At 36.1% G+C, this 17,278-nt stretch carries 15 protein-coding genes and 2 pseudogenes; 13 read left to right on the forward strand and 4 right to left on the reverse strand.

Features of this window, described 5'->3' with window-relative positions:
* On the forward strand, positions 1-1,177 hold a 1,177-nt coding region (gene ltrA / locus G3O09_RS15005; RefSeq protein WP_163102311.1), incomplete at its 5' end, for a group II intron reverse transcriptase/maturase.
* Positions 1,178-1,276: 99 nt separating this feature from the next.
* Here ltrA and G3O09_RS15010 read toward each other — a convergent pair.
* Positions 1,277-1,486, reverse strand: a complete 210-nt coding sequence (locus G3O09_RS15010; protein ID WP_163102312.1) for a hypothetical protein — start codon at positions 1,484-1,486, stop codon at positions 1,277-1,279.
* A gap of 355 nt (positions 1,487-1,841) precedes the next feature.
* On the opposite strand from G3O09_RS15010, the gene G3O09_RS15015 reads away from it, so the two are divergent.
* The 8 genes and pseudogenes from G3O09_RS15015 (at position 1,842) to G3O09_RS15050 (ending at position 11,162) form a co-directional block, all read left to right on the forward strand.
* Positions 1,842-3,068, forward strand: a complete 1,227-nt coding sequence (locus G3O09_RS15015; RefSeq protein ID WP_163102313.1) for an alanyl-tRNA editing protein — start codon at positions 1,842-1,844, stop codon at positions 3,066-3,068.
* A gap of 75 nt (positions 3,069-3,143) precedes the next feature.
* A complete protein-coding gene (locus G3O09_RS15020; protein WP_163102314.1) occupies positions 3,144-4,076 on the forward strand; it encodes a manganese-dependent inorganic pyrophosphatase in 933 nt (310 codons plus the stop codon).
* A gap of 1,072 nt (positions 4,077-5,148) precedes the next feature.
* Positions 5,149-6,018 (forward strand): ABC transporter permease subunit, encoded by an 870-nt coding sequence (locus G3O09_RS15025; RefSeq protein WP_163102315.1) that lies wholly within the window; start codon positions 5,149-5,151, stop codon positions 6,016-6,018.
* Positions 6,015-6,944: an ABC transporter permease gene (locus G3O09_RS15030; RefSeq protein WP_163102316.1), complete on the forward strand. Its 930-nt coding sequence runs from the start codon at positions 6,015-6,017 to the stop codon at positions 6,942-6,944. The genes G3O09_RS15025 and G3O09_RS15030 overlap by 4 nt, the downstream gene beginning before the upstream one ends.
* A 77-nt stretch (positions 6,945-7,021) precedes the next feature.
* Positions 7,022-7,427 (forward strand): annotated as a pseudogene (locus tag G3O09_RS15035) (S8 family serine peptidase); the annotation flags it as partial.
* 135 nt (positions 7,428-7,562) lie between these two features.
* Positions 7,563-9,046 (forward strand): annotated as a pseudogene (gene dacB / locus G3O09_RS15040) (D-alanyl-D-alanine carboxypeptidase/D-alanyl-D-alanine endopeptidase).
* A gap of 364 nt (positions 9,047-9,410) precedes the next feature.
* A complete protein-coding gene (locus G3O09_RS15045) occupies positions 9,411-10,262 on the forward strand; it encodes a hypothetical protein (protein WP_163102317.1) in 852 nt (283 codons plus the stop codon).
* A 12-nt stretch (positions 10,263-10,274) separates the two neighbouring features.
* Positions 10,275-11,162: a CPBP family glutamic-type intramembrane protease gene (locus G3O09_RS15050; protein WP_163102318.1), complete on the forward strand. Its 888-nt coding sequence runs from the start codon at positions 10,275-10,277 to the stop codon at positions 11,160-11,162.
* Positions 11,163-11,222: 60 nt separating this feature from the next.
* Here G3O09_RS15050 and G3O09_RS15055 read toward each other — a convergent pair whose 3' ends face one another.
* Positions 11,223-11,714, reverse strand: a complete 492-nt coding sequence (locus tag G3O09_RS15055; protein ID WP_163102319.1) for a DUF1648 domain-containing protein — start codon at positions 11,712-11,714, stop codon at positions 11,223-11,225.
* A gap of 113 nt (positions 11,715-11,827) precedes the next feature.
* Here G3O09_RS15055 and G3O09_RS15060 point away from each other — a divergent pair, with 113 nt between their 5' ends.
* Complete coding sequence (locus G3O09_RS15060) at positions 11,828-12,505, forward strand: HAD family hydrolase (protein WP_240338449.1); 678 nt, start codon at positions 11,828-11,830, stop codon at positions 12,503-12,505.
* Positions 12,506-12,593: 88 nt separating this feature from the next.
* Here the strand turns inward: G3O09_RS15060 and G3O09_RS15065 are convergent, their stop codons facing one another.
* Positions 12,594-13,448, reverse strand: coding sequence for a formate/nitrite transporter family protein (locus G3O09_RS15065; RefSeq protein WP_163102320.1), 855 nt, complete (start codon positions 13,446-13,448; stop codon positions 12,594-12,596).
* A 150-nt stretch (positions 13,449-13,598) separates the two neighbouring features.
* On the opposite strand from G3O09_RS15065, the gene G3O09_RS15070 reads away from it, so the two are divergent.
* Complete coding sequence (locus G3O09_RS15070) at positions 13,599-14,111, forward strand: HD domain-containing protein (RefSeq protein WP_163102321.1); 513 nt, start codon at positions 13,599-13,601, stop codon at positions 14,109-14,111.
* Positions 14,112-14,247: 136 nt separating this feature from the next.
* Positions 14,248-15,336: a branched-chain amino acid aminotransferase gene (locus G3O09_RS15075; protein WP_163102322.1), complete on the forward strand. Its 1,089-nt coding sequence runs from the start codon at positions 14,248-14,250 to the stop codon at positions 15,334-15,336.
* 126 nt (positions 15,337-15,462) lie between these two features.
* Here G3O09_RS15075 and G3O09_RS15080 read toward each other — a convergent pair whose 3' ends face one another.
* Positions 15,463-16,323: a hypothetical protein gene (locus G3O09_RS15080; protein ID WP_163102323.1), complete on the reverse strand. Its 861-nt coding sequence runs from the start codon at positions 16,321-16,323 to the stop codon at positions 15,463-15,465.
* A 135-nt stretch (positions 16,324-16,458) separates the two neighbouring features.
* Between G3O09_RS15080 and G3O09_RS15085 the strand changes: the two genes are divergently transcribed.
* Positions 16,459-17,250 (forward strand): phosphotransferase family protein, encoded by a 792-nt coding sequence (locus G3O09_RS15085; RefSeq protein WP_240338450.1) that lies wholly within the window; start codon positions 16,459-16,461, stop codon positions 17,248-17,250.
* Positions 17,251-17,278: the final 28 nt, after the last annotated feature.

The following is a 17,278-nucleotide window of genomic DNA, read 5'->3' on the forward strand; positions in this document are numbered from 1 at the left end:
TAAAGGAGCAGCAGGAGTCGATGCGAAAGATATAGAAGCTACTCGCCTATATTTAAAGGAAAATGGTGCACAGATTATCCAACTGATTAAAGAAGGTAAGTATAAACCTCAACCAGTAAGAAGGGTGGAAATTCCTAAACCAAACGGGGGAACTAGAAACCTTGGAATACCTACTATCACGGATAGAATCCTTCAGCAAGCCGTAGTACAGAAACTTACACCCATATTTGAACCGCAATTTAGCCCATATAGCTACGGTTTTAGACCGAACAAAAGTGCACATCAAGCGATTGAACAGGCTAGAAAATATATCGAAGACGGCTACAACTTCGTCGTAGATATTGATTTAGAAAAGTTCTTTGACCGAGTTCAGCATGACAAATTAATGTCTCTTGTATCAAAATCCATCTCAGACAAACCCACTCTAAAACTGATTCGCCGATACCTTCAAGCTGGAATCATGGAGAACGGTATAGTCACAGTAAATCGTGAAGGAACACCGCAAGGTGGTCCACTTAGTCCGTTATTAAGTAATATCATTCTAAACGAACTAGATCAAGAACTTGAAAAGAGAGGTCACCGATTTGTCAGATACGCAGATGATGCAAACATCTATGTGAAAAGTCTTAAGGCTGGAGAAAGGGTTAAACACGGGGTCTCAGATTTCATTGAGAAGAAATTGAAGCTCAAGGTGAATGGGGAGAAAAGTGCGGTGGGAAAGCCGATAGCACGAATATTCTTAGGAGTGAGTTTCTATGGAAAGAAAACAAGAGTATTTGTGCCAAGGAAGACCAAGAAGAGATTCGAGGATAAGCTAAAGAAGCTGACCAATCGTAACTGGGGAGTAAGTATGGAGTATCGTATCTTAAAGATAAATCAACTCATCCAAGGATGGGGGAATTATTTTAAAGTCGGAGACATGAAGGGTTATGCCTTAAAGTGTGATAAACATACGAGGCGTAGGTTGAGAGCGTGCCGATGGAAAGAATGGAAGAAGGTAAGCACCAAATACAGAAACCTAAAGAAATTAGGAATTTCAAAAGAAGAGGCATGGAAAAACGCCAATACCAGAAAAGGATATTGGCGAATGTCTAATAGTAAAACATTAGATAAAGCCATGAACAATAAATACTGGATTAATTTAGGATTAAAATCGTTGTCTTTAGTAATTACATAAACTTTCGAACCGCCGTATACCGAACGGTACGTACGGTGGTGTGAGAGGTCGGCACGGTAACGTGCCTCCTACTCGATTATGTTGAAAAAATATTTTCAATTAATAAGGTGTATACCCTTGTTGCGGGTACGGATAAGGGTAGGGAAATGGATAAGGCATTGGGTAAGGATAAGCAGGGGTAGAAGTTGAACCTGCTGCTGCACCTGCAAGGCCTCCTAGCAGTAATCCTCCAGCAAAACCTCCAACATAGGGATATCCGTGACCTCCAACGACAGTTGGACCATAATGATTGAACTGATCATGGTGCACTGGATTGAAGGGACCTGGGTTCTAGCCGTGTGGATTCGGGTTGAAATTCCCACCACCATGGCCAGGGAAAGCTCCACCACCAAAACCGCCGTAAACACCTACATTTGGACGTCTTTGATACATGGTATCACTCCTTTACTTACCTACTTTATGTAAGAAAAGGGAAATGGGTGTTTTTAAGAAGATTAATTTGTTAGCTGGGAGGATTCCTCAACAATTTTCAAAAGAGTATTTTTGATATTGGTTGATTCGTATAATCCTCCATAAATATCTGTCAATGTATTTTTTGTGAAGTTTTCTTCCTATTAAGAATTTGATATGTTTAATAAGTAAATAAATTCTGAAGGGGCAATTGATGGTGACCGAGAGATTATATTATGAAAATCAATATTTAGTGAACTTTTCCACTTCTATAAAAAAACAGGCACAGGATCATAATGGAAAATGGTATGTCGTTTTGAATGAAACGGCATTTTATCCAACGGGTGGTGGCCAGCCTCATGACATAGGGGAAATAGCAGGCAATGAAGTCGTAGATGTGGAGGAAGTAGAAGGAGAAATTAGGCACTTCTTACACTCGCCGTTATCAGTAATATCTGAAGATGTCAGTTGCTCTATCGATTGGAATCGAAGGTTTGATCATATGCAACAACATGCAGGCCAACATATCTTGTCGGCGGCGTTTGAGGAAATATACGGTTACCGGACGACTAGCTTCCATTTAGGAAATGAAATTTGTACGATAGATTTAGATATACCTCAACTAAATGTCCATGAGGCCGGTCATGTTGAGGTTTATATAAATGAAGTTATCATAAAAAACCTACCCATTGAAACTAAATGGGTTACGGAAGAAGAGGCAATGTCATTCCCGCTTAGGAAGACATTATCTGTCACGGATGAAATTCGTTTAGTCATCATTCCTGATTTTGATTACAATGGCTGTGGTGGAACACACCCTGATTCCACTGGTCAGGTACAGGCTATTAAAATCCTGGAATGGGAAAAACAGAAAAATGGAATAAGACTTACTTTCGTTTGTGGACGACGAGTATTAAATCAGCTACAACTCAAACATGATACAATCACAAAAATGAAACCTGTACTGAATGCTTCAGAGGAAAAGTTACTAGAAGCAGTAAACAGTTTAAAAGAAAGAGAAAAGTCATTGGATAAGGAACATCAGGCCACCCTTGTAATGTTAATGGAATACGAGGCACAACAATTTATCAATAATGCTAGTCCTTTTGGTAGTGAAAACTGGAAAATGATTGCAGAAAGCTTTGAAGGTAAGACGATGCAGGATCTTCAAAAATTGGCCAAAACCATGTTATCTAAAACTAATGAATCCATGGTTATCAGTCTAGTTTCCAAATATGAAGGAAAGCTTCAAGTGGTAGTTGGTCGAACGGGTGATGTAACGGTCAGTATGAAAACCTGGGTCAATTTATTCCTCCCAGAGATTGACGGACGTGGTGGAGGGAACGATACCTTTGCGCAAGGTGGGGGAGAATCCAGTATGTCAGCCTCCGATTTATTGGCTCTTGCATTAGGGAAATTAGAGAAAGAACTTACATATTAACAATTGAGTAAAAAAATTGTATGATATTAGGTATGCAATAAACCAAGTTTACATAAGGTAAAGGAGCGAAAATTCATGGAAAAGGTTTTAGTTTTTGGTCATAAAAAACCAGACACAGATTCAATCTGTTCTGCTATAGCTTACGCAGACTTAAAAAATAAATTAGGGATGGATGCAGAGCCAATCCGTTTAGGAGAGGTAAGTGCAGAAACTCAATTCGCTTTGGATACATTTAAAGCTGAGGTTCCACGCTTAGTGGAAGCAGTGGCAAGCGAAGCGAAACAAGTAATTCTTGTAGACCATAATGAACGTCAACAAAGTGCGGATGATATTGATCAAGTGAAGATTATTGAAGTAATTGATCACCACCGCGTAGCAAACTTTGAAACAAGCGATCCATTATATTTCCGCGTTGAACCGGTAGGTTGTACAGCGACGATTCTAAACAAAATGTACAAGGAAAATAATGTCGAGATTTCTAGTGGAGTGGCTGGATTAATGCTTTCTGCCATTATTTCAGATTCCCTTCTATTCAAATCTCCGACATGTACAGAAGAAGATGTAAAAGCTGCTCAGGAATTAGCTTCGATTGCAGGTGTGAATGCTGATGAATACGGTTTGGAAATGCTAAAAGCAGGAGCTAGCCTAGGAGACAAAACAGCTGATCAATTGATTGCGATTGATTCAAAAGAATTCCCAATGGGAAATAGCAAAGTTGAAATTGCACAAGTCAATGCGATTGATGTATCAGAAGTAATGGCTAGACAAGCTGAGCTTGAATCTGCAATCAACGAAGTTATTGAATCAAAAGGATTGGATCTTTTCGTATTAGCTGTGACTGACATCCTAAATAGCGACTCAACCGTCCTAGCACTAGGCAAAGAAACTTGGGCAGTTGAAAAAGCATATAACGTAAAACTAGATGGCAATAAAGCTGTATTACCAGGAGTAGTATCTCGTAAGAAACAAATCGTGCCTATCTTGACTGATACTTTTACAAATAAATAATCAATTAGCAGAAGCCTCATTAGTTGGAGGCTTCTTTTTTTATGCTAAAGAAGTACTATGGTGTTGTTTGTCCAGCCACTTCTGCATCAATCATATTGCTCATTAAGGTTTAAACTATATACTCTACCTTTTTTAGTCCCTGAAAATGGGAGATTTAGAGAAGATAGAAGCCTAGTAGCTGAAGACGGTGATTCAAGTACCAAGTACTCTCTTGCTTGGATGTTCGTGATGGTGTTACCAATCAAAAGCATGTAATCATTTAAGGCTGTAAGTGAGCGAACCCTTACACTTTGGACAAAACCAAACTCCATGTTGCCTAATGAGAGGAAGATAGCTACATTCAGGACAATAGATACCTTTTAAAATGTCTCTATGGTTAATTTGGTATTGTTCGAGAATGGAGGTTTCACCTTCAATATTGTGTTTCGTGAGTAGGCGAATAATCTTCTTTATTTCTTTTTCTGAAATGATGGGAATAGGGTTGGACTTTTCAAATTGTTTGATTTTGGAGGGTAATAAATCGCGATGAATGACTTTTTCTGCTATGGAATGGTTATCAGGGGAAGTACGAATGAATGTTCTTGGATTACTAATGAGGACTAAGGAATAGATGGGAATGTGGGGAAAGCCTTTTAATGTGAACCACTTTTTAAGTTGAAATTCATGCCGTTTAAGTCTTTTATGATCATTTTATCACTCCAATCTAGATTTTAATGTTAATTTCTACATAAACAGCTAAAATCCTTTATGTTGATTAGTAGATTTTTAGGTTAGGGAAACGTTAATTTTCGAAACTGAAAGATTTAAAATCGAAACTGAAAAAATAACTTCGAAACCAGGGAAAATAAAATCGATATGGCCAAAATAAAATCGAAAATCATAATATATCGATTATTCGACAAAATACCATCCCCATAAAGATAATGCGCTCGAGTGCTTACTACATCTACATAAGTATCTTTCAAAGTTCAGTAAATAAATTAAAAGTTTATATAGAAAATTGCAACAATTGTAAGGTATAATTTATACTTATGATAATTATAACCATTATTTTACATAAGCGGGTGAACGAATGCGGAAAATTTATCCTATCGGATTAAAAATAACCTCAATCATTCTTCAATTTTTGGTTGGGATTGCAATCATAATATTAGTTACCGGATTACCCATTTTATTTGATAGTCTTGGATTCCACGTAAAAGAATACCTTCAATACACAAAATTATTAACAATGAAACTAATATTCTTTGATAATGCAACATACTGGGAACATACTGAATTATTTCCTATCTTTTGGGTGAAATATAAAGAAACAGCGATTTTTATAGGATCTTCACTCTTGATTGGATTACTATTTTCTATTTTCGTAGTTATTATTTGCTATACATTCTTCTTTAGAAAGGTAGATTCATTTTTAAGGAAATTAGTAATTTTCGAATCCATTCCAGATATATTGATTATTTCTGGTTTACAACTGGGAGTCATTTTAATTTATAAAAACTATGGTGTAAAGCTTACTCAAGTCATATCCATGGGGTCTGAGAGGAGTATTGTTTTACCATTAATTTCACTTAGTATTCCAGCAAGCTTTTATTTCATAAAAATTATTTTACTTTCTATCAAAAACGAATTTGAGAAAAATTATGTCTTATTAGCACAAAGTACTGGCACAACACATCTTTCTATTCTAGTAAAACACATCACAAGAAATATTATTGACGAAATATGGATTAATTCGAAAACGCTTATTTGGATTTTGTTATCTTCTATGGTGGTCGTGGAATATTTGTTTAATATCCAAGGTGTTGCCATGTTTATTCTTACTTTTGAAGCGCCAGAATTATTTGTCATCGTTGCATTATCAATTTTTGTTCCATTTTTTATTGCGTATAAACTGTACGAGCTCATTACTCCTCAGATTATGAAAGGAGAAAGAGAATGAAATCTTATCTTTTAAAAGATTGGAAGTTTATGATTAGTACCATATTCTTTGTAGGGCTTTTTCTATGGAGTATTGGTTATGGTGTTTTTTTTGACAATAAAATCAAACTTACACTTTTGGAAATGAACGAGAAAGCGGAAGTGTTATCAGTACCACCTTATTCACCATTAGAAAAGTTGCCATTTGGTACTGATATATTAGGATATGATATGCTTCAGACGGTAATAGTAGGGGCAAAGTATACACTTTCTGTTGGATTAATAATAGCAATATTGCGCGTTGCAATGAGTTTTCTCATCGGATCTACTGTTTCTTCCTATATACCTAGAGCAATGCCCTTCATGAGATGGATTTCGGAACCTTTTTCTATTGTCCCTCAAACTTTGATAGCATTTTTTATTTTGTTCAACGTTTTGTGGATGAAAAGGACTGGATTCGAGCATCCTTTTTGGGAGCGAGCTTTATTTGAAATATTAGTCTTATCCTTTTTAGCCGTACCGACTTTAAGTTTACAGTTTACTAGTCAGATGAAGAAACTGTGGAGTCAGGAATACATAGAGAGTGCCCTTATATTAGGTGGGTCTAAATGGCATATTTTTTGGAAGCACATTTTACCTAATATGACAGATAAAATATTTTTATTATTTATTCAACAATTTATTCAGGCATTAATTATCCTAGCACATTTGGGAACCCTTAAATTATTTTTTGGAGGAACCTTTATAGATTATGAATCAGGTCAGCCACCAAAATCTATTTCCATGGAATGGTCTGGTATCATTGGTGATTCTTATCGATATTTAAGAGCATACCCATGGATTCCGTTAACACCTATCTTCTTTTTTGCCATAAGTATTCTATCTTTATCTACTATATTAGAATCCTTGAAAAAAGCATTCCGATTAAAGGATGAAGGTAAAATTTAGCGTAATTAGATAATTTTTCCTAAAATACAGGGCCATTTGACCCTGTATTTTTCTTAGGTAATACCAGGTCTTCTTCTAATACAATTGGTTATCCAGGCGCACTTACAAATGTAATCGCAGTAGCCGCATTAGAAAACGTCCAGGAAAATGGGACGTATAGAGTAGCAAACTTTTCATCTAGAGGTAATCCATTAACAGATGGGGACTATTACATTCAAGAAAAAGACGTTGAGGTATTAGCGCCAGGTGCAGCCATTGAATCCACCTGGATGAATGGAGGCTATAACACCATAAGCGGAACTCGATGGCCTCTCCTCATATTTCTGGACTTGCTGCAAAAATTTGGTCTGCAAATAAATCATTGAGTTCTGCTCAAGTTCGTGCAGAATTACAAAATAGAGCAAAGAGTAATGATATTAATGGAGAAACAGGGCAGCTACAGGGGATGATTATGCATCTGGCTTTGGATTCCCGACAGTAAAAAAATGTAATAATAGGGCCTATTATCACTTATCGATAATAGGTCTTTTGCTGTTCTCTATTATTTTTTATCGAAGAAGGATATTGATAGAGATATCCCGAAAAACATACCAATAACTATAAAAGGGTGGGCGGTACATGGAAAAGAAAATACTTTGGAGCATGGCGATGGTGTTACTACTTTTCATTACCGTCAAACCTACGACTATTGGAAAACAAGAAATACAAGTTGAAGCAGAGCCTGTCAAGGATCCATTAAATGAGAAAATTGAAAATGTATTGAAGAATCCAATCCTTGAAGGTGCATTGACTTCTGTCAGTATAAGATCTGCCAGTACAGGTGATTTAGTTTACTCGAAACTGGGAGATGTCAATTTAAGGCCGGCATCCAACCTGAAATTATATACTGCAGCAGCAGCGCTTGAAGTATTAGGAGAGGATTATAAATTTTCAACAGAAGTTTGGACGGATGGTAAAATAATAGGTAATGTTTTACAAGGAGATTTATACGTAAAAGGAAAAGGAGATCCAACCTTACTGAAAGAAGATATAGCAGAACTAGTTACCCAATTGAAAAAGCAGGGTGTGTCCATCATAAAAGGTAATTTAATAGGGGATGACACATGGTATGATTCTGAGCGTTATTCAAAAGACCTTTCATGGAGCGATGAAGGAGAATATTATGGTGCGGCGGTATCAGCATTAACGATGTCTCCAAATAAAGATTATGATACCGGTACAATCATGGTGGATCTTAAACCTTCGACTAGTATAGGGAAGCCTGCCAGTATTAAAATAACTCCATTAACTAATCTTGTATCTATAAAGAATGAAACCGAAACTGTAAAAAAAGGTGAGAAAAAAGAGATTGATATTAATAGAGACCATGATTCGAATTCTATAAAAATAAAGGGGAAAATACCTGTTAAATCATCCCCTTCAAGATCATGGATTGCGGTTACCGAACCAACAGAGCTTGTCATCGATCAATTTAAGAAAGCACTTCTTGAACAAGGCCTTCTTTTTATTGGAGATACAAGCTATAGGTCAACTCCTTCTAATGCAACTTTATTATCAAAACAACAATCGATGCCTTTGTCAGAAATTTTAGTACCAATGATGAAGTTAAGCAATAATGGACTTGCAGAGGTTCTTGTCAAGGAAATGGGAAAAATTCAAAAAGGTGAGGGCAGCTGGGAAAAGGGATTGAAGTATTAGAAGAAACACTTAAAAGTTTTGGAGTCGATCCTGAAAAACGATTAATTCGTGATGGGTCTGGAATTTCACATGTGAATCTTGTAACAGCAAATACATTATCACAATTTTTGGTATCTATTCAAAATGAATCTTGGTTTCCTAGTTTTGAAAATTCTCTTCCTGTCTCTGGAAATCCTGAAAGGATGATAGGCGGCACATTACGAAAAAGAATGAAGGCTGAACCTGCAAAAGGAAATGTGAAGGCAAAAACGGGGACCATTACTTCAGTATCGGCACTTTCAGGTTATGCAGATAACTCCAATGGGGAAAAGTACGTATTTTCAATCCTTATCAATAACGTCAAAGATGAAGAAAAAGTCACAATCATCCAAGATGAGATCGCTACTCTACTAGTTAACCCATAAAGGTGTTTTGGTTTTTATTTAATCGACTATGTTAATGTTGAATATGATTTGGCACTATGTTGATTGGGACGGAAGGCTCGAGATCCACGCAAATGCATTCGCATTTCCTTATTGCGGTGTTTATTCGAGGAGTTGTTGCAATTTCCTGGAGGAAAAGCGGGTCATGGGAGACCCCAAAGTCTCGCAAACCGAAGAGGCCCCCGGAGCGACCGCGGACAGGATTTGCATCACGCTGCAATCAACAGGCTAGTTTAGCAGAGCCATTAATTAGAAAATGAATTGCTCAATTTCGAAAAATGTTGAATAATGTATATCATATGTCATGATAGGAATTTCTCATAAACTATTATGAAGGGAGTGTAATATGAAAAAACGTGCATTAAAGTGGGCAGTGGCTTGCTTATTTTTTCTAGTTTGTATAAACCTACTTGGATTTGTCTCGATCAAGTTAGTAAATGAAAATACAAGCGAAGAAAATAGATATATCAAAATAAAAAATGTGACCATCGTCATCCAAAATGACGGTAATTACGATGATGCTCTTTTGGATGAAATCGAAAAGTACATCAAAACCGCGACAGAAGACGTTTTAGGGGCGATGAAGTCTTCTATTGCACCGAAAGAAAAGGCTACTATAGTCCTGAATAGCAGTAAAGCAGTACAGTATGTACCGCCAAGTTATGTTTCTATGTATTTATATGATCCAGACCAAATGTATTTAGAAGACTGGAATTTCCATGAAATGATGATTTATAGTTTGTATCCTAAAATCAAGATGCGACCTTTTACTACGATTGGTCTAGGAAACTATCTTCATTATTTGCCTAATGAAGGCATTCAATACACAGCTCATGATATGTGGATTATACATAAAAAGCATTTTAAAACTCCTGAATTCAATGAACTTATGACAAAAGATTGGTTTTTTTATGCCATAATCCGTGGGAATGAAGACAGGGAGATTTACACAAAGAATCAAGCATCATATTGGAAAATCGCATCATTTAGTCTCTACTTAATAGAGCATTATGGACCTAAAAAATATCTCCAGTTATTCAATCATCATACTGCCGAACTCAATATGGAAGCGGTATATGGTAAAACACTACATAATCTCCAAAAAGAGTGGGACCGTTATACAATTGAAATTGAAACAACATGGCCAAAGAAATATGAAAATGATTTAGAAATGCACATCCAAAATTTATATGAATAGACGGTATTTCCTATGTTAACAGATCATTTGACAAAGCCAATCTCTCCCAAACTTTTTCTTGGCATGTTCCTAATTACCATCGGGGCGGAGATTACATTATATTTAAATCGGTATAGTTATTTCTTCAGTACAATTTATGATGCAATAATGATCGTAGCTTTTTTTATTGGAATTAAACTGAATGATAGACTAAATTTGGAGGGAAATAAATCATCTTTTTCTGAGAAATTATTTCTTTTTTTTATGGTATCATCGATTTTTATTACAGGTAGCATTCTATCAGATCTGTATACCTCTAATTTATTCAAAGACTTCAATAATAGTTATATAGACTATGTGGAGAGCTATTCAGACTCCATTTCTATTATGGAGGATTCAGGATTGGAAAAATATCCTGGTGCAGAATCTGCTTCCATATTCGATACAATCGATTTAATTGGGTATGACTTATATACAGACCTTTTAGCAGGTTTAGAGGAAGTATGGAGGCTATCTTATATTATTTTTATTCTTTTATTGTGCAAATTTTTCTTCCCAATCCAATGGAATAGTGGCAAAAGGGATCGATTCTTGCTTACATCAGTGTTTATGACCTCGATATTATTTGGAATGGGGCACGCCCTCTCCAGTGAAACAGACTGGCAAATTACCATCGGGACCGTCGTCACATATTCAAATATGGGATTATTGTTCGCCTTACTTTTATTATGGTCTAGAAGCTTGTGGACTTGTGTGATTGTTCACTCGTTATATGATGTTACGGCCACCTTATCCTACCATTATGTGGAATATGCAGTTTTATATTATTTATTACTATCGATACTCGGAATGATAGTAATTTCTGTAATTAAAAGATTAAAAGATAAAAATCAAGTTCCAACTGTAACCAAAGATGTATAGTAGTTTTATTAAAAAAGGGCGACTCGAACCGGTAATAACGGTCATTCGAGTCACCCTTTTTTATTTCTTTTTAATGGAATACACAATAAAACCAAAAACAGTTCCAAAAGTGATTAACAATAGTATCGGCAAAAACCAGCTACCTAATCCAACGGCCGATCCTTCAATTACTTGAATGATTTTCCATTGAATATATGAGAATAAAAAAATCATCCCATTTTTTAATGAATTTACTAAAAGTCTTCCAATTTTATATTGATTCTCAATATTTTCAGGTGTAAGATTCATATAGTTATAGGTGTGCGGAAATCGTTCGAGTATACTCAACCCAACCCAAATTAGCATGCCAATAGCTGTCAGGATCCAAATGGTATGTTTTGAGCCCCAATCATCTGGTTTTCCATTCGCGCCAAAATGCGTCGGGATTATGTCAGGGAATCCCATCCAATGTTGGGCAACATAAACAGCACTTCCAAGAAATGCGATGATGCCAAGACCATCAAACAGCATTTCGATTTTGGTTTTAGGTATTTTAAGTACAGGCTTCTCCAATTTATGAACACCTCCATATTATGTTTTTATTAATATTATAAACGTATTGGGATAATTTTTGGGAAAATTTTCATTTTTTGTTAATGATTTATCAGTGGAAATGGATGATGACAGTGGAAAAAATTACAACCGTACTATTCGATTTAGATGGGACATTATTAGATAGAGAGCTTTCAATCATGAGTTTCATAAAAAATCAGTATGAAAGACTACATACCTTGTTTCCCTATGTGTCAAAAACGGAATACATAAAAACCTTCTTGGAATTGGATTGCAATGGTTTAGTGTGGAAAGACGTGGTTTATGCTGAAATGATCAAAAAATTCGAGATAAATGTTTCTGTTGAATTTTTACTAACTGACTACATAGCGGAGTTCAAAAACCATTGTATCGCTTTTTCGCATTTACAACCTATGATCGAACAATTGAAAAAGAATTCAATTCGTGTAGGCATCATTACTAACGGGAGGGAGCAGTTTCAAAAAAGCTCCATACGTGCTTTAGGAATAGAAAATGATATAGAAACGATTGTCATCTCGGAGGCGGTTGGTATGAAAAAGCCTGACCTTGCCATCTTTGAATGGGCATTGAAGGAAATGAATGTATCTGCTGAAGAATGTTTATATGTAGGAGATCACCCACTTCATGACATTTTCGCAGCAAAAAGTGCAGGGATGAAAACTGCTTGGAAAATCAATGGGTTGTGGGAATACGCAGAAGCGGATTATTGGATTCATGATTTAATGGAAATTCCCGAATTACTCGAATCAAAGAATCGGGTATCAATTTAATATTTTACAGTAAAAAGAATACGAATGAACTAGGTCCTCAGTTCATTCGTATTCTTTATTTAGAATGGCAAAACAATTCCGATACTATCTAATCCTTCTCCAATAATTCATCATCAATATTTTCTTTAAAAGCAAAGGATAACAATAAGGATACTAATATACCCCCTCCAATCAAATTACCAATAGAAGCAGGAATCATATTACGGAAGATGAATTCATACCAACTGAATTCAAATCCTTCAAGCACTGAAATACTGAAATACCCCATATTGGCCACTGCGTGCTGGAAATTCCCAGCTTCAAATATGATGACGGGCAGGAAGATTCCAAGTATTTTACCAGCTACATCACGGGCTGCAGTTGCTAGAACTGCTGCAATGCCAATTAACCAATTTGCAAGGATTCCTGAGAATAATTCCTGCACCCATCCCCAAGTTCCTCGATTATAAAATTGTGTTTTCTTTTCCATGAAATACAAGAGGCTTTTGTAAAAGGAAGCATCCAATGATCCTGATAGGTTTACGAGAAAACCTACAAATAATGCCCCAAGGAAATTCCCTATATAACAAACAGCCCAGAATTGTAAGATTTGTTTTGTTAACCTAAATTTATTGTGGAGGATATAGCTAGGCAAAAGAACGTTTATTTCAGTAAACAAAATCGACCCAGATAAAAAAATCATGGCGTAACCAGAGCCAAATCCAATTCCAGCCAATACATTAAAGTATCCAGCTGTTTTTACTTCTAAAGATAATAGGACTGAAGCCAAAGCTCCAATAGCAATAAACGAGCCTGCCATTAATGATAGGATAAACTGCGCAAGAATCGTCTTGTTTTGGGAATTCTCTCCTTCTTTTATAAAGGACTCAACGATTTGTTCTGGGAAGTAATATTGGCGTAGAGTAAAACTATTTTGGATAGGTTTTAGCTTTTTATCACTCAATGGCTCGCACTCCATTTTTAATCTTGTTTTCCCTAAAACAGATTTAATAAACAGAGACTCAAAAAGAGTGAATCTACTTTGTAAAAAATAATTGAGAATATCAGACATAAAATGTTACACTAAAAAACAATATTCTTAAGGAGGCAAGCTATGAGAGATGTGACTTTACAACAAATAATCAATCATCATATCGCCCAAAAATACTTAAATCGTTCTGGGCTAGCGCACGCCATTGCTGTATCATATCATGCATTTAAGCTTGCCAAACGACATGGAATAGACGTAGATTGTGCAGCAAAGGCAGGTCTACTTCATGATATCGGCCATTTCACATGGTATAAAAACGGGAAATGGGATTATGAGCTATACAAGAAAAATGATATTCACCCAATAAAGGGAGCAGAGAGAGCCCATAAGTTATTGATAAGGCTTGGTGAAAATCCAGTAAAGGCAAGAACCATCTCTTTAGCAATCCTGTTTCATACAAATTCATTTTTACCATCAAATGATATTAAAAGGACTCCTTTACAACAAATTGTTAAATTAGCGGATGAAAAAGATGAAGAAGAGGGAGGAAAACATCATTATAGAAAAATATCCAACGAAAGGGCCGCTTCTAGTTTAGGCAGATTGGATCAATGGATTGATGAGTTTTATAATTGAGAAAAATTCAAAAAAATATTTTGAATTTTTTGTAAATATACTTGATACCTTCTTGTTATAGGAGTAAAATAACTCTAATTCATTACCACTTTACAACATCACCCTTTAAAAGTATAGGGAACAAGGAGCCATGTCTATGTATGACCATTCGATCTTAATAACTGAAAATCCTACAAAAAAACCAAAACCTTCTCATGAAAACCTGGTCTTCGGTAGAACATTCACAGACCATATGTTTATGATGGATTATACTGAAGGAATTGGTTGGCATGATCCACGGATCGTTCCTTATCAACCGATAACATTAGAACCGTCTTCAATGGCATTCCATTATGGGCAGACTGTATTTGAAGGCCTAAAAGCATATCGGAATAAAGAAGGAAGAGTTTTGTTATTTAGACCAGAACAAAACATGAAGCGGTTGAATTTATCTAATGAAAGATTATGTATTCCGGCAATTGATGAGGAATTTGCCCTCTTTGCTTTAAAAAAGCTGATTGATTTAGAAAAGGAATGGATTCCTACGGCTGAGGGTACTTCTCTTTACATACGTCCATTCATTATTGCAACCGAGCCGTTTTTAGGAGTTTCACCTTCGAAACATTACCAGTTCATTATCATTTTGTCCCCAGTAGGTGCTTACTATAAAGAAGGCATTAATCCGGTAAAAATTGCAGTGGAAGAAGAGTTTGTCCGATCAGTAAAGGGTGGGACAGGGACTGCTAAAACAGGTGGGAATTATTCTGCAAGCTTAAAGGCCCAGGAAGTTGCAACAAAAAAAGGATGTGCACAAGTCCTATGGTTAGATGGTCTGGAGAAGAAGTATATTGAAGAAGTGGGAAGTATGAATGTATTCTTCAAAATTAATGGAGAAATCATCACTCCTGCACTTAACGGTAGCATTTTGGCGGGAGTCACACGATCTTCCATCATCGATTTATTAGAACATTGGGGAATTCCTGTTACAGAGAAAAAGATTTCAATGGAAGAAATCAAGGAAGCCTATTCAAATGGATTGCTTGAAGAAGCATTTGGAACTGGGACAGCGGCAGTCATTTCTCCAATCGGAAGTTTCCATTGGCAAGACCACGATATGATCATAAACAATGGTGAGACAGGAAAATTATCAAGAAAGTTGTTTGAGACACTAACTGGACTCCAAACCGGTAAATTGGAAGACACATTTGGTTGGGTAAGTGAAGTAAATGTTTTACAACGATCATAATGTTAAGAAAGGTAAGAGGAGATTTATGCTCCTCTTACTTTTTTTGCTGCACCTTTACTTAGAAAAATTGGTAACAGAGAATGATCCACAAAGGAAAGTATGAGTTTAACTACGCTTCTGCCATCTCTAATGCTCTCCAATCGACGAATTTTCTAACTTTTTTTCCCTCTTCATATAAAACGTCAGTGGCTGATCACTTCCTGTCATAAGCTTATAAATATATGAGGAGGTTAATTCATACCCACTTTCAATCTTTTCAACTAGATGATTCGTTCTTTCAAAAAGAATAGATCGGAAATCATTCAATTGCATCATTATACGTTGGACCAATGCTTCTTGTTGATCTAGCCTTACCAGTACTTCTTTTGTGCCAACTTCTGATTGACCTAGCCTTACTAGTACTTCTTTTGTGCCAACTTCTTGTTGATCTAACCTTACTAGTACTTCTTTTGTGCTAACTTCTTGTTGATCCAACCTTTCAAGTACTTCTTTTGTCCGAATTTCCTGTTGATCCAGCTTTGCCGTCATTTCCTTTTGCTGTTCATTTAGTTCTCTATGCTCTACCTGTACTTCATCGAACTTCTCAGCAATTTCAAGAGTTGCTTGACTCTGTACCTTAAGCTGCTCAATCATTGCTTGCTTCATGCTTTCTTCCTTAGCGACTAGTTCTTTCAATGCCTCTGTTTTTTCATCTATTGCTTTCATCCAAGTGATCATCATTTCGGCAAATTCATTTTGTGATTTCCCACTCTGCTTTAAATCAATCAATTGGTTTGAAATATCATTCCAATTAGTAGTTTGTTCTTGCTCAATTTTGTCAAAGGAACGCGAAAAAGTTTGCATGATGTCTTGGACAGAATGATTGAATAATTCTTGTTCTTTCAGTAACTCTTGCAAATAATTCTTTCTGTCTTCCATTTGATTAGATGTTTTTATCTCTCCTGAGAATTTATAAACGTCTAAATTACGATTAATGAAAAGTCCCATGTTTTCACCTCCCCATAAGGAATTGATATATACTATGCTAATAGACAACATATTGGGAAAATTTCGCAAATTTATGCTTGTTGCTTGATTACTAATGTCATATAGTATGGTGAAAAGGCTTATCAGGAGGCAATCATGGTGGAACCAATCATGAGCATTGAAATCCCAGATCCCATTAAGAAATTTTTTATAGAAATTCAAAGACTAGAATTCCCACGCCAAGGGTGGGCATCAGATGTAGCCATTGTTTATTCGAAAAAGGGTACGTTTGCGTTAAAGAGAACAAAGAAAGAAAAATACAATCTTTGGCTTAAAAAAGAAATTGAAGTAATGAACGAGCTCGCTCTCCATACTGACCTTCCCATTCCTAAGGTTTTCTTATCACATATAGATGATGAGCAGGTTTGGGCAGTATTGGAGTACTTCGAAGGAATAACTTTGCGAGAAGCACTAATGCGTACAAAGAACAAGGAAGTGAGACGGAACCTGATTTTCGAATTTGGGGCAACACTCAACAGAATCCATTCAGTAACCTGTCCCCCTGCATTAATCACTCCTTCCGATTGGCTGGAAGCTAAGCTTAATGAAGCAAAATATAACTTGATCACATATGGTACTGAAGGAACACTTGAATTATTGGATAAACTGATTAAACATAGGCCAGAACCAATTCAGCCATGTCTGATTCATGGAGACTTCACAATCGATAATGTTCTAGTGGTAGACCAAAAAATCGTGGCTATCATTGATTGGAGCGGTGGAGGATATGGTGACCCGCGTTATGATGTAAGCCTTTCTGTCCGACAAAAAGAAGGAATCTTTGACCACAAGAATGATAGTGTTATTTTTTATGAAGGATATGGAGAAAAACTAATTACGGAAGAAGAATATGATTACTTCGAAAATGGTCTTTATAACTTTTTCTAAAAATTTTTTCTCACCCGTATCTAATTCC

The sequence above is a fragment of the Peribacillus alkalitolerans genome (assembly GCF_010882125.1).
In the GTDB taxonomy this organism is placed as follows: Bacteria; Bacillota; Bacilli; order Bacillales; family DSM-1321; genus Bacillus_BN; species Bacillus_BN alkalitolerans.

Bases quoted from the DNA above. Each gene is read 5' to 3' on its own strand.
- G3O09_RS15015 (WP_163102313.1), top strand. From the start codon at position 1,842: ATGGTGACCGAGAGATTATATTATGAAAATCAATATTTAGTGAACTTT.
- G3O09_RS15020 (WP_163102314.1), top strand. From the start codon at position 3,144: ATGGAAAAGGTTTTAGTTTTTGGTCATAAAAAACCAGACACAGATTCA.
- G3O09_RS15025 (WP_163102315.1), top strand. From the start codon at position 5,149: ATGCGGAAAATTTATCCTATCGGATTAAAAATAACCTCAATCATTCTT.
- G3O09_RS15030 (WP_163102316.1), top strand. From the start codon at position 6,015: ATGAAATCTTATCTTTTAAAAGATTGGAAGTTTATGATTAGTACCATA.
- G3O09_RS15045 (WP_163102317.1), top strand. From the start codon at position 9,411: ATGAAAAAACGTGCATTAAAGTGGGCAGTGGCTTGCTTATTTTTTCTA.
- G3O09_RS15050 (WP_163102318.1), top strand. From the start codon at position 10,275: ATGTTAACAGATCATTTGACAAAGCCAATCTCTCCCAAACTTTTTCTT.
- G3O09_RS15070 (WP_163102321.1), top strand. From the start codon at position 13,599: ATGAGAGATGTGACTTTACAACAAATAATCAATCATCATATCGCCCAA.
- G3O09_RS15075 (WP_163102322.1), top strand. From the start codon at position 14,248: ATGTATGACCATTCGATCTTAATAACTGAAAATCCTACAAAAAAACCA.
- G3O09_RS15080 (WP_163102323.1), bottom strand. From the start codon at position 16,323: ATGGGACTTTTCATTAATCGTAATTTAGACGTTTATAAATTCTCAGGA.
- G3O09_RS15085 (WP_240338450.1), top strand. From the start codon at position 16,459: ATGGTGGAACCAATCATGAGCATTGAAATCCCAGATCCCATTAAGAAA.